This is a genomic window from Nocardia sp. NPDC056611, from assembly GCF_042792755.1.
In the GTDB taxonomy this organism is placed as follows: domain Bacteria; phylum Actinomycetota; class Actinomycetes; order Mycobacteriales; family Mycobacteriaceae; genus Nocardia.
The window spans coordinates 64496-79917 of record NZ_JBHTVV010000004.1 but is presented as its reverse complement, the minus strand read 5'-3'; the positions used below and the strand labels follow the sequence as shown (position 1 = coordinate 79917).

General features: G+C 69.4%; 16 protein-coding genes. 10 read left to right on the top strand and 6 right to left on the bottom strand.

Annotation, left to right across the window (positions count from 1 at the left end):
• Nucleotides 1-2: 2 nt before the first annotated feature.
• Nucleotides 3-989, bottom strand: coding sequence for a transporter substrate-binding domain-containing protein (locus ACFRAQ_RS21800; RefSeq protein WP_379102380.1), 987 nt, complete (start codon nucleotides 987-989; stop codon nucleotides 3-5).
• Nucleotides 986-2317 carry a hypothetical protein gene (locus tag ACFRAQ_RS21795; RefSeq protein WP_379102378.1) on the bottom strand — a complete coding sequence of 444 codons (1332 nt, stop codon included), beginning with the start codon at nucleotides 2315-2317 and terminating at the stop codon, nucleotides 986-988. The genes ACFRAQ_RS21800 and ACFRAQ_RS21795 overlap by 4 nt, the downstream gene beginning before the upstream one ends.
• 133 nt (nucleotides 2318-2450) lie before the next feature.
• On the opposite strand from ACFRAQ_RS21795, the gene ACFRAQ_RS21790 reads away from it, so the two are divergent.
• Both ACFRAQ_RS21790 and ACFRAQ_RS21785 read left to right on the top strand, forming a co-directional pair.
• Nucleotides 2451-3125, top strand: coding sequence for an NUDIX domain-containing protein (locus ACFRAQ_RS21790; protein ID WP_379102376.1), 675 nt, complete (start codon nucleotides 2451-2453; stop codon nucleotides 3123-3125).
• Between the two features lie 4 nt (nucleotides 3126-3129).
• Nucleotides 3130-5313, top strand: coding sequence for a molybdopterin-dependent oxidoreductase (locus ACFRAQ_RS21785; protein WP_379102374.1), 2184 nt, complete (start codon nucleotides 3130-3132; stop codon nucleotides 5311-5313).
• A 7-nt stretch (nucleotides 5314-5320) separates the two neighbouring features.
• On the opposite strand, the gene ACFRAQ_RS21780 is transcribed toward ACFRAQ_RS21785, so the two are convergent.
• On the bottom strand, nucleotides 5321-5770 hold the full coding sequence (locus ACFRAQ_RS21780; protein WP_379102371.1) for a winged helix-turn-helix transcriptional regulator: 450 nt from the start codon (nucleotides 5768-5770) through the stop codon (nucleotides 5321-5323).
• Between the two features lie 88 nt (nucleotides 5771-5858).
• On the opposite strand from ACFRAQ_RS21780, the gene ACFRAQ_RS21775 reads away from it, so the two are divergent.
• Nucleotides 5859-6059 carry a 4-oxalocrotonate tautomerase family protein gene (locus ACFRAQ_RS21775; RefSeq protein WP_379102369.1) on the top strand — a complete coding sequence of 67 codons (201 nt, stop codon included), beginning with the start codon at nucleotides 5859-5861 and terminating at the stop codon, nucleotides 6057-6059.
• Between the two features lie 88 nt (nucleotides 6060-6147).
• Here the strand turns inward: ACFRAQ_RS21775 and ACFRAQ_RS21770 are convergent, their stop codons facing one another.
• The gene (locus ACFRAQ_RS21770; RefSeq protein WP_379102367.1) at nucleotides 6148-7077 is read right to left on the bottom strand and encodes a hypothetical protein; all 930 of its coding nucleotides are present in this window, start codon (nucleotides 7075-7077) and stop codon (nucleotides 6148-6150) included.
• Between the two features lie 118 nt (nucleotides 7078-7195).
• Nucleotides 7196-7897 carry a thiamine phosphate synthase gene (gene thiE, locus ACFRAQ_RS21765; RefSeq protein ID WP_379102365.1) on the bottom strand — a complete coding sequence of 234 codons (702 nt, stop codon included), beginning with the start codon at nucleotides 7895-7897 and terminating at the stop codon, nucleotides 7196-7198.
• Nucleotides 7898-8051: 154 nt separating this feature from the next.
• Here thiE and thiO point away from each other — a divergent pair, with 154 nt between their 5' ends.
• The 6 genes from thiO to ACFRAQ_RS21735 all read left to right on the top strand — a co-directional run bounded on the left by thiO (nucleotide 8052) and on the right by ACFRAQ_RS21735 (nucleotide 13308).
• Nucleotides 8052-9119: a glycine oxidase ThiO gene (gene thiO / locus ACFRAQ_RS21760; protein WP_379102363.1), complete on the top strand. Its 1068-nt coding sequence runs from the start codon at nucleotides 8052-8054 to the stop codon at nucleotides 9117-9119.
• On the top strand, nucleotides 9116-9328 hold the full coding sequence (gene thiS, locus ACFRAQ_RS21755) for a sulfur carrier protein ThiS (protein WP_357284752.1): 213 nt from the start codon (nucleotides 9116-9118) through the stop codon (nucleotides 9326-9328). Before thiO ends, thiS begins: the two co-directional genes overlap by 4 nt.
• On the top strand, nucleotides 9321-10085 hold the full coding sequence (locus ACFRAQ_RS21750) for a thiazole synthase (protein WP_379102361.1): 765 nt from the start codon (nucleotides 9321-9323) through the stop codon (nucleotides 10083-10085). The genes thiS and ACFRAQ_RS21750 overlap by 8 nt, the downstream gene beginning before the upstream one ends.
• A gap of 119 nt (nucleotides 10086-10204) precedes the next feature.
• Nucleotides 10205-11149, top strand: coding sequence for an ABC transporter ATP-binding protein (locus ACFRAQ_RS21745; protein WP_379102359.1), 945 nt, complete (start codon nucleotides 10205-10207; stop codon nucleotides 11147-11149).
• Nucleotides 11149-11967 carry an ABC transporter permease gene (locus ACFRAQ_RS21740; RefSeq protein WP_379102357.1) on the top strand — a complete coding sequence of 273 codons (819 nt, stop codon included), beginning with the start codon at nucleotides 11149-11151 and terminating at the stop codon, nucleotides 11965-11967. The genes ACFRAQ_RS21745 and ACFRAQ_RS21740 overlap by 1 nt, the downstream gene beginning before the upstream one ends.
• 573 nt (nucleotides 11968-12540) lie before the next feature.
• Nucleotides 12541-13308 carry an adenylate/guanylate cyclase domain-containing protein gene (locus ACFRAQ_RS21735; RefSeq protein ID WP_379103682.1) on the top strand — a complete coding sequence of 256 codons (768 nt, stop codon included), beginning with the start codon at nucleotides 12541-12543 and terminating at the stop codon, nucleotides 13306-13308.
• Between the two features lie 18 nt (nucleotides 13309-13326).
• Here the strand turns inward: ACFRAQ_RS21735 and ACFRAQ_RS21730 are convergent, their stop codons facing one another.
• Complete coding sequence (locus tag ACFRAQ_RS21730) at nucleotides 13327-13485, bottom strand: hypothetical protein (protein ID WP_357284743.1); 159 nt, start codon at nucleotides 13483-13485, stop codon at nucleotides 13327-13329.
• Between the two features lie 168 nt (nucleotides 13486-13653).
• On the opposite strand from ACFRAQ_RS21730, the gene ACFRAQ_RS21725 reads away from it, so the two are divergent.
• Nucleotides 13654-15369, top strand: a complete 1716-nt coding sequence (locus ACFRAQ_RS21725) for an acyclic terpene utilization AtuA family protein (RefSeq protein ID WP_379102355.1) — start codon at nucleotides 13654-13656, stop codon at nucleotides 15367-15369.
• Nucleotides 15370-15422 lie beyond the last annotated feature (53 nt).

The following is a 15422-nucleotide window of genomic DNA, read 5'->3' as shown; positions in this document are numbered from 1 at the left end:
CGTCAGTCCTGATACCTCGGGGGCGGCGGGATGGCGGCGTCGCCGAGTTCGGCGCTGAGCCAGCGGCGGTAGAGCCGGTTCCAGGTGCCGTCGGCGCGAATGCGTTCCAGCGTGCCGTTGACGAAGCGCACCAGATCGTCGGAGCCCTGCGAGATTCCGATGCCGTACTGCTCGGTGCTCAGGTTGGGCCCGACCACCTCGATGGCCGGATCCTGCTGGGCCAGCCCGGCCAGCACGGTGTCGTCGGTGCTGACCGCGTCGACCTGCCGCTGCTGCAGCACCACCAGACAGTCGGCCCAGCTGGGAACGGTGAGGATGGAGACGGCGGGCTGGGTGCGCCGCACCAGGTCGAGGGAGGTGGTGCCGCTGACCACGCACAGCCGCTTCCCGGCCAGATCGGTCAGTCCGTTGATCCCGGAATTGCGCACCGTCAGCACGCGCTGATGCGCCTGCAGATAGGAGGTGGAGAACGTGACCCGTTGCCGCCGTGCGCAATTGATGGTCATCGTCTTGACCACGACATCGACGGTGTGTTCCTGCAGCGCCTTCTCGCGGTCGGCGGAGCCGAGGATCCGGTATTCGATGGCACCCGGATCGCCGAGCAGGTCGCGGGCCAGTTCCCGGGCGATCTCCACGTCGAAGCCCGCCAGCGCCCCGGTGGTCGGGTCGCGGAAGCTGAACAGGTTGCTGCCCGGATCCAAACCGACCAACAGCCGCCCCCGGGCCCGGATGGCGTCGAGCGTCGGCCCGCTGCGCACGCCGGTGGGGCGCAGGCTGGCGGTGGGGTCGCCGCAGTCGGTCACCTCGGGCGGCGGTGTGGCCTGCGGCTGGGCCGCGACCGCGCCGGAGGGCAGCGGCGGTTCGACGTAGCTGGGGACGCGGGTCGAGGGCGCGGGCGGGGGCGGACTGTTGTCCCCGCAGGCGGCGGTGCAGGCCACGGTCGCGGCCAGGGCCGCCAAGGCCAGGGAACGGACCGGTCGGCTGGTCATCGGTACTCCCGCAGTCGCGGCCAGAGCCCGACGGCGATCAGCACGGCGGCGGCGGTGCTGAGCACCAGCGCGCCGGGGCCGAGCAGATCCAGGGTGCGGGCGGCGTGGGATGTGTCGGCGCGCAACCGGTTCCGGGTATCGGCGATGCCGTCGCCGAGCGCGCGGTCCAGGGCGTCGGTCTGGGCGGTGGCCTCGGCCGCGCCCGGCCCGGTGGCCACCGCGGCCGCGCCGATGAAATCGCCCTTCGAGAGGGCGTCGTTCATTCGCTGGTGGGCGGCCCGCCAGCGGTCCAGGGCGGCCGCCGCGGTCTTCACGTCACCACTGCCCGGCGCGTCGGATCGATAGCCGGACAGGATGTTCCGCAGCTTCTCGATGGCCTGGTCGTAGGTGCGGTCGTAGTCGGCGCTGGTGTCGCGGCGCACCAGTTTCAGGGTTTCCGCGGTGCGGGCCTGCTGGGCGAGGATGCGGCTCTCGGTGAGGGCGGCCGTCGGCACGCTGCCCTTGTCGCGGGCGTGGGTGGTGTCGACCGCGGAGATGAAGCCCGCGATCACCGTCCAGGACAGCAGCACCACCATGGTCGCGGTGGCCAGCAGCAGTCCGAAGTTCAGCACCCGGTGCCAGCGCCGGAACAGGAACAGCTGGGCCGCGATCAGCGCCGCCACCGCCAGCAGCGGCAGCAGGATGGCGGGCCACGGCGGTCGCACATGATTGCGCTGGGTTTCGGTGATGGCGGCGGCCCGATGCTCCTGCAGTTCCTGCGCCATCGGCAGCACGGACTTCTGCATGAGGTTGGAGGCCTCGCTCAGGTAGGCCGCGCCGACCGGCTGCCCACTGCGATTGTTGGCCCGCGCGGTCTCGACGATGCCGGTGTAGACCGGCAGACCGGTCGCGATGCCGGTGCGCAATTGCGCGTCGGTGTCGGCGTCGCCGCCGGTGGACTGCACCACCAGTTCCGCGGCGGCCTGGCCGACGGCCTGGTTGTAGCGGTCGCGAACCGGCTTCGGTTCCAGCCCACCGGAAATGAAGGCGGTGCCCGCGGAGGCGTCGACCACCGACAGCGAGGTGTAGAGCCGCTGCGCCGAGTAGGCGTCGGGTTCGGACTGGTCGAGCAGGACGTCGAGCGCGTGTTGCCGATCGGTCACCGCGGTGGCGGTGACGATGCCCGCGGACGCGCACAGCGCGAGCAGCACCAGCCCGACCGCGATCAGCTTGGCGGGCGACGATTCGGCGAAGGCGCGCAGTTCAGTGGTAGCGAACCGTTCGCGCCACGCTGCCGCGGCGGCGCGCGGGGAAAGCTCGTCCAGCCTCAACTCCTGGGCTCGAGCCATCCTCACCTCCCACTGACCGAAATCGAACGACCGACTTGTTCCTGCCGGATGAGCTTATTGTGGACGTACCGCCGCCGTGACGCGGGAATCCCCGCGGGAGTTCTCGGCGCGGTCGGACGATGGGATTGCGAAGATGCGTGGTGACGGCGACGGGTGGGCGGAGAGCGCGGACGGCACCCGCCAATGGGGTCGTTTCGGGGCTGCTGGATTGTTGCTGCGTGCCCCGCTGGCCGATGGCGGTTCGGCAGTACTGCTGCATCACCGCGCCGCCTGGACCCATCAGGGCGGCACCTGGGCGCTGCCCGGCGGCGCCCGCGACTCGCACGAGACCAGCGTCCACGCCGCGGTCCGCGAGGCCGAGGAGGAGGCGGGCATCGCGTCCGGCTCGATCCGGGTGCGCGGTTCCCGGGTGACCGCCACCGCACCCAGCGGCTGGACCTACACCACGGTCATCGCCGACGCCGCCGACCGGCTGCGCACCCGCGGCAATCTGGAGAGCCAGGATCTGGTGTGGGTGCCCGAGGACGAGGTCGTGGACCGGCCCCTGCACCCCGGATTCGCCGCCGCCTGGCCGACCCTGCGCGCCACCCCGACCCGGGTCAGCCTGGCCGGGATCACCGACCACGGCGCGGTGGCGGCCGCGTTGCCGCGCACCCTGGATCTGGCCGAATTGGGTTTCCTGTGGCTGCACTCCACCGGCGACGAGACCGGCCGCACCGCCCGGATCGGGTCCGCCGCACCCGGCCTGGAACAGACCGATTTGGCCGGAAATGTGTTGTTCCTCACTCTGGATCAGGTGTTGTCTTGAGGGCGTGAGCGCGCGCGAGGTCCCCACGTACTGCCGTATCTGTGAGCCGCTCTGCGGCCTGATCGCCACCGTCGAGGACGGCAGGCTGGTGCGATTGCGCGCCGACAAGGATCATCCGCTGTCCCGCGGCAACGCCTGCCCCAAGGGCATCGCGTTCACCGAGATTCAGAACGACCCGGACCGGGTGCTGCATCCGCTGCGGCGCACGGCCGCCGGCGAGTTCGAGCGGGTGTCCTGGGATACCGCGCTCGACGAGATCGGCGAGCGGCTGCGCGCGCTGATCGGCGAGCACGGAATCGACAGTCTCGGATGGTATTTCGGCAATCCGTCCACCTTCTCCTACTCGCACACCTTGTGGATGGTGGGTTTCCAGCTGGCCGCCGGGCTGAAGCACGTGTATTCGGCGGGCTCGCAGGACATCAACAACCGTTTCGTGGCCAGCGAACTGCTCTACGGATCCGCGACCTCGGTGCCGGTCCCCGATCTGGACCGCACCGACTTCCTGCTCATGCTGGGCGCGAATCCCCTTGTCTCGCACGGCAGCGCGATGAGCGTGCCACGGGTCCGCGACAAGCTGACCGGGATCACCAAGCGTGGCGGCCGGGTGGTGGTGGTCGATCCGCGGAGGACCGAGACGGCGAAACTCTTCGAGCACGTCGGCATCCGGCCCGACGGGGATGCCTGGCTGCTGGCGGCGCTGCTCCAGGTGATCTTCGAGGAGGGGCTCCAGGACGAGCAGGCCCTGCGCCGTCAGGCGCGCGGCGTCCGCGAATTGCGCTCCGCCGTCAGCCGTTTCACGCCCGAGGCGACCGCCGGGATCACCGGCTTGGACCCCGATCTGGTTCGCGCCCTGGCCCGTGATCTGGCTCGCGCCGACTCCGCCGCCGTCTACGGCCGCACCGGCACCTGCCTGGGCCGCCACGCCACCCTGGTGGCCTTCCTCGTCGACGCGCTCGCCCTGGTCACCGGCAATCTCGACCAGCCGGGCGGCAGTGTCTTCGGCAAGGAGCTGGTGGCGGTCTCCGAACTGAGCGCCCGCCTGGGTTTCGCGGGCTACGGCCGCAACCACTCCCGGGTCGGCGGATTCCCCGACGTCCTGGGCACGTTCCCCGCCGCCATCATGGCCAAGGAGATCACCACGCCGGGCCCGGGCCGCCTGCGCGCTCTGTTCACGTCCGCGGGCAACCCGGTCTCCTCGGTCCCGAACGGCCGCGAACTGGCCTCGGCCCTCCCGGAACTGGACCTGTTCGTCTCCATCGACCTCTACATCAACGACACCAACCGCATCGCCGACTACATCCTCCCCGCGACCACCTTCCTCGAACGCGACGACATCCCGCTCCCGTTCGCCGCGCTCTCCCCGACCCCGTACACCCAGTACACCGAGCGCGTCGTCGAACCCTACGGCGAGGCCCGCGAGGAATGGCGGATCATCGACGCCATCGCCACCCGAATCGGCGTGCAGCCCTTCGCCGTAGGCCCCGCCCGCCCGCTCGGCCGCGCGCTGAGTTCCCTGCGCCGCCGCGTCCCCCGGTTGGCGTCGGCCCGCCCGACCCCGCCGCTCCTCGCCGATCTCGCTCTGCGTTCCGGTCCCTACGGCGACCGTTTCGGCCTCCGGCGAGAGGGTCTCAGCCTGCGCATGCTGCGCCGCCACCCCCACGGCGTGGTCCTGGCCGACACCATCGCCACGGGCGTCTTGCGAAACATCGTGCGCCACAAAGGCGGCCGCGTCCGCCTCGACCCCGACGAGATCATCATCGAACTCCGCACCCTCACCGCCCGCCCCGCCGACCCCACCTACCCCCTGCGCGTGATCGGCCTCCGCGAACTCAAGTCCCACAACTCCTGGATGCACAACGTCGAACCCCTCATGCGAGGCGACCGCGAACACGCCGCCCGCATCAACCCCAAAGACGCCGCGGTAGCCGGAATTTCCGACGGCGACCGCTGCCTGGTCACCTCCGCACACGGCTCGATCGAGGTGACGGCCCGCCTCACGGACGATCTGACCGAAGGCACCGTGGCCATCCCCCACGGCTGGGGTCATGATGGCGGCTGGCATCGTGCTAACGCGGCCGGTGGCGCGAACGTCAACGACCTGATGTCCACCGATCTCGCCGATGTCGAACACCTGGCGGGTATGTCCAATTTGAACGGCGTCCCGATCCGCCTGGACCCGGTGGGGTGAGGGCCGGCTACCGAACCCGCGGTGTCAGCTCGGCGGGTTGCACCGATTGGCCGCACTCACAGGTCAATTGGGCGGTGACGATGCCGTCGCACCCGGCGTGGCGGAATTCCAGCGGCCCGTCCTCATCGCTCAGATGTCTGTCGCCCCACTGCATCAGGGCGATCAGGGCGGGAAGCAGTTCGCGACCCATGGCGGTGAGCACGTATTCGTCGCGTGTGCGAGCGCCGGGTTCCCGGTAGGAACTCTTAGCCAGCAGCCCCGTGTCGACCAGCGTCTTCAGTCGCGTGCTCAACGCGTTTCGCGGTATGTCGAGGTCTGCCCGCATATCGTCGAATCGAGTAATGCCGTAGTGCGCTTCCCGCAAAACGAGCAGTGTCCACCGGTCGCCGAGTACCGCGGCGGTGCGTGCCAGCCCGCACTCGTCGAGCGGAATCCGCAGCCCCGGCCTGTCCGACATGCCTCCACCGTAGCAGGGTTTGACTTTGAGACTCAGCCTCGGCAAGCTGAATCTCGATTTGAGACTCAGAAAGAGCTGGAGGATTCACATGCCGATGGTCACGATCAAGACGGTGCGGGGACAGACGCCCGAGGCCCTCGCCCGCACCATGCGGGAAGTGAGCCGGGTAGTCGCCGAGAACCTCGGCTACGACCCCGCTCACGTCTGGGTGATGCTCGACGAAATGCCCGACGACCACTTCATGGTGGCCGGAAAGACGTGGGCGCAACTGAAATCCGCCCTCGGATGAGCGCCCCCGGTCAATTCCGGTAGGCCAACCCGACAGGTCTCGCGGAGATCGAAGGCCCGCGAGCTGAGGAGTCTCGATCCGGTGAGCGTTATGCCGATTCGCCCGATGAGTCGGCCTCGGGGTCGAGGATCTTTGCGGCGGAATCCACGACGAGTGCCAGATCCAGCCACCGCGTCAATTGGGCGAGATCCGAGCAGTTGGTGACTCGGTTGCGGACAGCGGCGTCGACTGCGAGCCCGCGGCGTTCGAGAATCCGCAGGACAGAACCCGACAGTGCCTCAGCCTGGCCTTCGGCCCGGCCCTCAGCACGGCCGATGGCCTGGTGTTCGCGGGCGAAGTCACTTTCCCAGTGGTAGTTCTCGATCGCGATGGCCACGAGCTCCTCCCACTCCTTCCGGTACCTGACCGGTACGCATTTGCTGATGTAGTCATGGTAGTGGACACGCAGGTCCGGCTCGAGGCGTTGCATGGCCTCGAGAGCCATCTCGAGCACGTTTCGGCGCTCGCCGTCGCCCAGGTGGCCTGGTGCGGAGAGCAGCGCCAACTCCGGCCACCGGTCGGCTTCGGCGACCGTGGTGATCGCGGGCAGGATTCCCGGCCAATAGGTGCGTGGCCGGAAGACGAATTCGGGGTGGCCCGTTTCGACGGGGGCTGCCACCTTCCGGGCGGTTCTTTCGTCGGGACAGAAAGCCAGCAGGACGACCGGGCAACCCAGGCGTTGACGTACATGGGTGACGTAGGCGGGCCAGCTCAGTGAGATGCGTTCGAGTTCTGAAGTCCCGCAGGAATTCTGGACCTCGTGAACAATCGCGAACTCGGGTTTCTCGGCTGTCGCGCCGACCAGCACGATGTCGAGGTGCAACTCGCCCGGTGACAGCAACGTCACCGTTTCGGGGCCCGGCCGCCAGCAGGGGAGATCCGGCACCGGCAGACCCAGCACCGCCCGAGCGATCTGAGGTGCGACCTCGGGGCGGTGGCGCAGCAGCTGCAGCGGGATCTCGTGACGAATGGACGGCACACAGCGAAGCTAGCCGCTCGTTCGAACATGCGTTCCGCATACATGGGACATGCCCGAATGCTCCCGCTCCGGGCGCGTCAGAACGGCTATTCGGTTGCCGTGCACAATGATTCGCTGGTCAGCGGTCGTTGTCGAGGATGCGTTGCTTGATGGCGCGGGCGGCGGCTTGGGGGTTGTCGGCGGCGGTGATGGCTCGGACGACGACGATTCGGGTGGCGCCGGCGGCGAGGACTTCGGGGAGGGTGTTCTCGTCGATGCCGCCGATGGCGAACCAGGGGCGGGTGGGGTGGGAGTCCGTGGTGGAGCGGACGAAGTCGAGGCCGGCGGGGGTGCGGCCGGGTTTGGTGGGGGTGGCGTAGACGGGGCCGGTGCAGAAGTAGTCGATGTGTTCGTCGATGGCGGCCAGACCGGCTTGGGCGCGGTTGTGGGTGGAGCGGCCGAGGACCACGTCGGGGCCCAGGATCTGGCGGGCGTACCAGGGCGGGAGGTCGCCCTGGCCGAGGTGGAGGACGTCGACTCCGGCGGCGAGGGCGATGTCGGCGCGGTCATTGCAGGCGACCAGGGCGCCGTGGCGGCGGGCCACCGCCTTCAGTTCGGCGAGGGCGGCGAGTTCGGCCTTCGCCTCGAGCGGGCCGAACTGCTTCTCCCCGGCGGAACCCTTGTCGCGGAGCTGGATGATGTCGACGCCGCCGGCGAGGGCCGCTTCGGCGAAGTCCGCCAGGTCGCCCCGGTCGCGGCGGGCGTCGGTGCACAGGTAGAGCCGCGCGGTGGCGAGGCGTTCCCGTGGGGTGGCGGGCCGGTTCGGGTGGGAGGGTTGCACAGGGGTGACGGTAGTCGCGCTACGGTTGTCGGGTCGAAACGACCCGAGGGAAAACGCCCGGTGTGGCGGCTCGCGACATTTCCTCGCGGCCGATGTTTCGCAGCGGATATATGCGGGTCCCCCGGCGACGCGGGGACGAGTTAGGTGGATTCACATGCGGACTCTGGCCGTCGTCGGCGGCGGTGTGATCGGACTGTCGGTGGCCTGGCGGGCCGCCGGAGCGGGCTGGACCGTCACCCTCTTCGACCCGGCCTCGGGTACCGGATCCTCCTGGGTCGCGGGCGGGATGCTCGCGCCGCTGTCGGAGGGCTGGCCGGGGGAGGACGCGGCCCTCGCGTTCGGCGCCGCCTCGCTGGTCCGCTGGCCCGGGTTCGCGGGTGATCTGAAGGCCGTCACGGGAACCGATGTCTTCGTCGCCGACGCCACCCTCACCGTCGCCCTGGACGCCGCCGACGCCGCTGACCTGCGCACCATCGCCGACTGGGTGAACGCCCGCGGCCACGAGCTGAGCCTGCTGGATCGCGCGGGCGTCCGGGCGGCCGAACCGAGCCTGGGCCGCGGCGTGCGGGCCGGACTGCTGGCCGCCGCCGAACCCGCCGTCGACAACCGGGCCCTGGTGAACGCGCTGAAATTCGCCTGCCTCGAGGCCGGGGTCGAGTTCCGCCGGGAGCGGATCGAGGATGTGGCGGCGCTGCCGCACGATCGCGTCGTGCTGTCCGCGGGCGCCGCCTCCGCCCAGCTGTGGCCGGGCCTGCCGGTGCGTCCGGTGAAGGGCGAGATCCTGCGCCTGCGCCGCCGCCCGAGCGCCCCCAGCCCGCCCACCCGGGTGATCCGGGCCCGCGTGCACGGCCGCCCTATATATCTTGTGCCGAGGGCTGACGGGATCGTGCTGGGTGCAACACAATACGAAGTCGGGTTCGACAACGCCGTCACCGTCGCCGGGGTCCGGGACCTGATCACCGATGCCGAGGCCGTCCTGCCGGGCCTGGGCGAATACGAGTTCGCCGAGGCCGTCGCGGGTTCGCGTCCCGGCTCGCCGGACAATCTGCCGTTGATCGGATACCTCGACGACAAGGTGATCGTGGCCGCGGGCCACGGCCGCAACGGCATCCTGGACACCCCGGTCACGGCGGACGCCGTGCTGGCCCTGCTCGCCGACACCGAGCTGCCCGAGGCGCGAGCCGCGGATCCGCACCGTTTCATCTCAGGAGGAGTTCGATGACCGCAATTCCGGTCGGCGTCACCGTCAATGGTGAGGACCACGTGTTCCCGGAGGAGCTCACCGTTCGCGAGCTGCTGGAGCGCCTGAACCTGCCGTGTCAGGGCGTGGCGCTGGCGATCGACGGCGCGGTCTTTCCGAAGTCCCGCTGGGACGAGCCGGTGGGCCGCGGCTGGGAGATCGAGGTGCTGACGGCGGTGCAGGGTGGCTAGCGCGATCGAGCCGCTGGTCATCGCGGGCCGCGAGTTCGGTTCGCGCCTGATCATGGGCACCGGCGGCGCGGAGAACCTGGCCGTGCTGGAGGAGGCGCTGCTGGCGTCGGGCACCGAGCTGACCACGGTCGCCATGCGCCGCGTGGACGCCGCGGGCGGCACCGGCGTGCTCGACCTGCTGAAGCGCCTGGAGATCGCCCCGCTGCCGAACACCGCGGGCTGCCGCACCGCCGCCGAGGCCGTGCTCACCGCGCAGCTGGGCCGCGAGGCCCTCGAAACCGATTGGGTGAAGCTGGAAGTCATCGCCGACGAGCGCACCCTGCTCCCGGATGCCATCGAATTGGTGTCCGCCGCAGAGCAATTGGTGGACGACGGCTTCACGGTGCTGCCCTACACCACCGACGACCCGGTGCTGGCCAAGCGCCTCGAGGATGTCGGTTGCGCCGCGGTCATGCCGCTGGGTTCGCCGATCGGCACCGGCCTGGGCATCGGCAATCCGCACAATATCGAGATGATCGTGGCCGCCGCGGGCGTCCCGGTGATCCTGGACGCGGGCATCGGCACCGCCAGCGATGCCGCCCTGGCCATGGAACTGGGCTGTTCGGCGGTCCTTTTGGCGACCGCGGTCACCCGCGCCCGTCAGCCCGCGGTGATGGCGTCGGCCATGGCCCGTGCGGTGGAGGGCGGTTGGCTGGCTCGCCAGGCGGGCCGCATCCCGAAACGCTTCTGGGCGCAGGCTTCCTCGCCGGGTTTCTGATTCCCCGGGCCGCGGCCTGAACCCGGAGCCGGGTCCGGGCCGTAATCATCCCCGAGGATGAGCGACGCGCGACCTTTTGGCGATAGTGCGCGCTCACTACATGGGGAAGACTGGGCAGCATGATCGAACTGAGAGGCCTGACCAAACATTACGGCCAGACCGTCGCGGTGTCGGATCTGTCGTTCACGGTCCGTCCGGGGCAGGTGACCGGCTTTCTCGGCCCGAACGGGGCGGGTAAGTCGACCACCATGCGCATGATCCTGGGGTTGGACACCCCGACCTCCGGGACCGCGCTCATCGACGGCAAGCCGTACCACGACCTGAAACGCCCCCTCGACACCGTGGGCGCGCTGCTGGACGCGAAGTGGGTGCACCCCAATCGTTCCGCGCGCTCGCATCTGCGCTGGATGGCCGCGTCCAATGACATTCCGCAGTCCCGGGTCGAGGAGGTGCTGCGCCTGGTCGGCCTCAACGAGGTGGCCGGGAAGAACGCGGGCGGCTTCTCGCTGGGCATGTCGCAGCGGCTGGGTCTGGCGGGCGCGCTGCTCGGCGACCCGCAGGTGCTGCTGTTCGACGAGCCGGTGAACGGCCTGGACCCGGAGGGCATCCTCTGGATCCGCCGTTTCATGCAGCGGCTGGCGTCGGAGGGCCGCACCGTGCTGGTGTCGAGTCATCTGCTCTCCGAGATGGCGCAGACCGCCGAGCATCTCATCGTGATCGGCCGCGGGCGGTTGATCTCCGACACCTCCACCAAGGATTTCATCGAGAAGGCGTCGGAACAGTCTGTGCGCGTGCGCAGTCCGCAGCTGGATCAGCTGCGCAGCCTGCTCACCTCGAACGGCATGACGGTGCGCGAGGACGGGGCGGAGGCGGACGGCCCGGCGCTGATGGTGGCGGGCGTGACCAGCGACGCGGTCGGAAAGCTGGCCGGGGCCAATGACATCACGCTCTACGAGCTGTCCCCGCAGCGCGCGTCGCTGGAGGAGGCGTTCATGCGCATGACTGGTGGCGCGGTGCAGTACCACGGCGAAGGTTTCGATCAGGTGATGGGAGGTGGCCTCTGATGGGAGTGCTCACCGCGGAACGAATCAAACTGACCTCGACCAAGTCGCCGGTGTGGTGCACGGTGCTGCTGGCGGCGTTCGCGCTGGGGATCGCGGCGCTGTTCAGCCTGGCGTTGAACGCGTCGTGGCGGGTGTTCCAGGACCAACTGGCCGAGGGCAAGATGAATCCCTCGGACGCGCCGTACGCGGAGAACTCGATCGCGGGCCTGGGTATCACGGGTCTGGCGCAGGGTATGCCAGGCTTCGGCTACCTGATGGTGATGATCCTGGCGGCGCTGGCGGTCACCAGTGAGTACCGCTTCGGCACCATCAAGACGACCTTCCTGGCGACCCCGAGCCGGACCACCGTGCTGCTCACCAAAGCGGGCCTCATTGGTGTTGCTATGGGTTTGCTGAGTGTGGCGCTGACCTTCCTCGGCTTCTTCATCTTCAAGGCCATGGTGACCCACGACGCGGGCGCCCACCTCAGCCTCACGAGTGGCGACCTGCGGGTCTTCTACGCCGTCCCGATCTTCATCCTGCTCATCGTCTTCCTGGCGGTCGGCGTCGGCACCCTGATCCGGCAGTCGGCGGGCGCGCTCTCGCTACTGATCGTGTGGCCGGTGATCCTGGAGCCGATGGTCGGTGCGTTCGGCAAGGTCGGCCGGGAAATCCAGGTGCTGCTGCCCTTCCAGAACGCGGGCCTGTTCCTCGGAACCGTGGACGAGAAATCCGAGTATTGGCATTGGGGTCCTTGGGGTGGTCTCATCTACTTTGCGGCCTTCGTCGCAGTCGTGTTCGGAGCCGCGCTCTTCGTGGTGAACAAACGCGATGCCTGACTCGTGTTACGAGTGATATAGACCCTGCCCGGGGAGCCGCCGGCCACTGCCCGGCACGGCGGCGCGCATCGGCCCGATACGGTTTCCGTATCGGGCCGATGTCATTCGGCGGGGTGGTTCATATCGGGCCGAAAGTGTGGTCCAGCTAACGTTTGATTCGAGCCGTGGTGGTGTGGCGCGTTGCACTGGACGGTCGGTAGCATCGGTTCAGCAACCAAAACACTCAAACCTTCGGCGGGTCCAACGATGTGGCCGCTAGCACCGATCGGGAGGTGTCCGGTGGCAATCGTTAATCCATCCCATGACGGAACGCTGGGATACGCTCTGGGCGTGAGCGAACGACCCTCCGACGGCGGAGACCGCGCCAAAGACGCGAACCGCACGGACGGACTGGGGACCGATCGCAACCGCTCGCGTGACACGGGCGGGAACCGGGGGCGCGACCAACCGCGTATCGACCCGGATGTGGTCATCCCGCTGATCCCCGCAGAACTTTCCGAGGACCCGGAGGACCCGGACGAGCTCGACGGGCAGCCGCGTCGCCGCGGCCGCTTCCCGGGCCAGCTCTCGGCCCTGGTCAATGCCGCCAATCAACGCGGCGACATCATCGGCGCGATCCGCAAGGCGCGCGAGAATCTGCCCGGCGACCCGGGTTTCGGCGATCCGCTCTCGGTCTCCGGACCGGGCGGGGTGCGCGCGGTGGCCCGCGCGGCGGACAAGCTGGTCGGCGATTCGCCCAGCGCCGCACGCGAATTGGGGCTGGGCGCGCTGCAGGTCTGGCAGGCCATGCTGGAGCGGGTCGGCAAGGGCCGCGGCAGCGACGAGATCACCATCATGTTCACCGATCTGGTGGCCTTCTCCAGCTGGTCGCTGGCGGCGGGCGACGAGGTGACCCTGGACCTGCTGCGCCGGGTGGCCAAGGCCATCGAGCCGCCGATCGTGGATCGGGGCGGTCAGGTGGTCAAGCGCATGGGCGACGGTGTGATGGCCGTCTTCCCGTCCGCGGACCGGGCCGTGCGGGCCGCCATCGCCGCCAAGGAGAACCTGTCGGCCGTGTCGGTGGACGGCTACCGCCCGCAGATGCGCCTGGGCCTGCACACCGGCAGCCCCCGTGAGATCGGCGGCGACTGGCTCGGCATCGACGTGAATATCGCGGCCCGCGTCATGGAAGCGGGCGGCAACGGCAACACCATGCTCTCGGGCGCCACCCTGGACGCTCTGCAGCCGGAGACCCTGGAAGAACTCGGCCTGGGCGTGAAGCCCTACCGCCGCAGCTTCTTCGCAGCCCCGCTCAGTGGAGTCCCCGAAGACTTGCGCATCTTCCGCCTCGAAGCCGAGTGAAGACGAGAGCCCGAGGGTTCAGTTACTCATCCACAGGATCGCGCCCACTGCTGCGAGCACGCCACAGACGGCGAGTGCCACGGCCAGTGGGCGCGAGGTCTTGAACAGCGAGTACGCGCCGCCGAAGAGGAATCCGGCGAGGGCGAGCAGGATGAGCGCGCTGACGTCTGTGGACACCCGTTCAGTCTGCCTGACGGTTGCCGGCGCCCCGGTACCCGGCCCTGACCGGGGCTTTCCGTAAATAACAAGCACGCGGGCTTGATTTTTTCCGCCCCTGATGTGACCCTGTAACCGACCGCAGCACCGAGGCTGCGCCGGCTTCGGGCGCACACAGGGAGGCCCTTCATGAGTCAGCTCGCCGACACTCCGGATCTCATCCGGATCGGCAACTGTTCCGGGTTCTACGGCGATCGCATGAGCGCCATGCGGGAGATGCTCGAGGGCGGTCAGCTCGACGTGCTCACCGGCGACTATCTGGCCGAGCTCACCATGCTCATCCTGGGTCGCGACCGGATGAAGGACGCCAACCTGGGCTACGCCAAAACCTTTGTGCGGCAACTGGAGGACAGCCTCGGGCTGGCCCTGGAGTCGGGTGTGAAGATCGTCGCCAACGCGGGCGGCCTCAACCCGGCGGGCCTGGCGCAGCGGGTGCGCGAGGTCGCCGAAAAGCTCGGTCTCGCACCGAAGGTCGCGTATGTGACCGGTGACGATCTGCTCGCCCGCGCCGGTGAACTGGGCCTGGGCGCACCGTTGACCGCCAACGCCTACCTGGGCGCGTGGGGCATCGCCGAATGCCTGACCGCGGGCGCGGACATCGTGGTGACCGGCCGGGTCACCGACGCCTCCGTGGTGGTCGGCCCGGCGGCCGCGCACTTCGGCTGGGCCCGAACCGATTACGACGCCCTGGCCGGCGCGGTGGTGGCGGGTCACGTCATCGAGTGCAGCACCCAGGCCACCGGCGGCAATTTCGCCTTCTTCACCGAGATCGCGGATCTGGGCCGCCCCGGCTTCCCGATCGCCGAGGTGCGCCGCGACGGCAGCAGTGTCATCACCAAGCACGAGGGCACCGGCGGCGCGGTCACCGTGGACACGGTGAAGGCGCAGCTCATGTACGAGATCCAGAGCGCGCGCTACGCGGGCCCGGACGTCACCACCCGCCTGGACAGCATCCAGGTGAGCCAGGAGGCCCCGGATCGGGTGCTGATCAGCGGCGTGACCGGTGAGGCCCCGCCGCCGCAGACCAAGGTGTCGACCAACACCATCGGCGGCTTCCGCAATGAAATGCAGTTCATCCTCACCGGTTTGGACATCGAGGCCAAAGCGGCGCTGGCGCAGGGTCAGCTGGAGTCGTGGCTGACGGTGCGTCCCGCGGAACTGGACTGGACGCTGGCGCGGCTGGACCGCCCCGACGCCGCCACCGAGGAGCAGGCCAGCGCCCTGCTGCGCTGTGTCGTGCGCGATCCCGACCCGAACAAGGTGGGTCGCGCGTTCTCCAGTGTCGCGGTGGAATTGGCGCTCGCCAGCTTCCCCGGCTTCTCGCTGACGGCGCCTCCGGGCAACGGCGGACCCTACGGCGTGTTCAAGCCGGGGTACGTGGACTCCAAGGAGATTCCGCACACCGCCGTGCTGCCGGACGGCTCCGAGGTGGCGGTCGCCCCGGCGGGGGAGACCCTGGAGCTGGACGTGGTCGCGGAACCGGAACTGCCGCAGCCGCTTCCGTCCGGCGAGACCCGGCGCGGCCCCTTGGGCTCGATCGCCCTGGCCCGCAGCGGCGACAAGGGCGGCAATGCCAATATCGGCGTCTGGGTGCGCACCGACGAGCAGTGGCGCTGGCTGGTCCACGCCCTGACCGTCGAGGAACTGCGCCGCCTGCTGCCCGAGACCGCCGACCTGCCCGTCACCCGGCACGTGCTGCCGAATCTGCGGGCGCTGAACTTCATCGTCGAGGGCCTGCTGGGCGAGGGCGTGGCGTATCAGGCCCGTTTCGATCCGCAGGCCAAGGGCCTGGGCGAATGGCTGCGCGCGCGGCATCTCGACATCCCGGTGGAGCTGCTGCCATGAGCGGGCACACGGACGAATCAGTGGACACCACACGGCATTCCGGCCGTGCGAAG

Bases quoted from the DNA above. Each gene is read 5' to 3' on its own strand.
- ACFRAQ_RS21800 (WP_379102380.1), bottom strand. From the start codon at position 989: ATGACCAGCCGACCGGTCCGTTCCCTGGCCTTGGCGGCCCTGGCCGCG.
- ACFRAQ_RS21795 (WP_379102378.1), bottom strand. From the start codon at position 2,317: ATGGCTCGAGCCCAGGAGTTGAGGCTGGACGAGCTTTCCCCGCGCGCC.
- ACFRAQ_RS21790 (WP_379102376.1), top strand. From the start codon at position 2,451: ATGCGTGGTGACGGCGACGGGTGGGCGGAGAGCGCGGACGGCACCCGC.
- ACFRAQ_RS21780 (WP_379102371.1), bottom strand. From the start codon at position 5,770: ATGTCGGACAGGCCGGGGCTGCGGATTCCGCTCGACGAGTGCGGGCTG.
- ACFRAQ_RS21775 (WP_379102369.1), top strand. From the start codon at position 5,859: ATGCCGATGGTCACGATCAAGACGGTGCGGGGACAGACGCCCGAGGCC.
- thiO (WP_379102363.1), top strand. From the start codon at position 8,052: ATGCGGACTCTGGCCGTCGTCGGCGGCGGTGTGATCGGACTGTCGGTG.
- thiS (WP_357284752.1), top strand. From the start codon at position 9,116: ATGACCGCAATTCCGGTCGGCGTCACCGTCAATGGTGAGGACCACGTG.
- ACFRAQ_RS21745 (WP_379102359.1), top strand. From the start codon at position 10,205: ATGATCGAACTGAGAGGCCTGACCAAACATTACGGCCAGACCGTCGCG.
- ACFRAQ_RS21740 (WP_379102357.1), top strand. From the start codon at position 11,149: ATGGGAGTGCTCACCGCGGAACGAATCAAACTGACCTCGACCAAGTCG.
- ACFRAQ_RS21725 (WP_379102355.1), top strand. From the start codon at position 13,654: ATGAGTCAGCTCGCCGACACTCCGGATCTCATCCGGATCGGCAACTGT.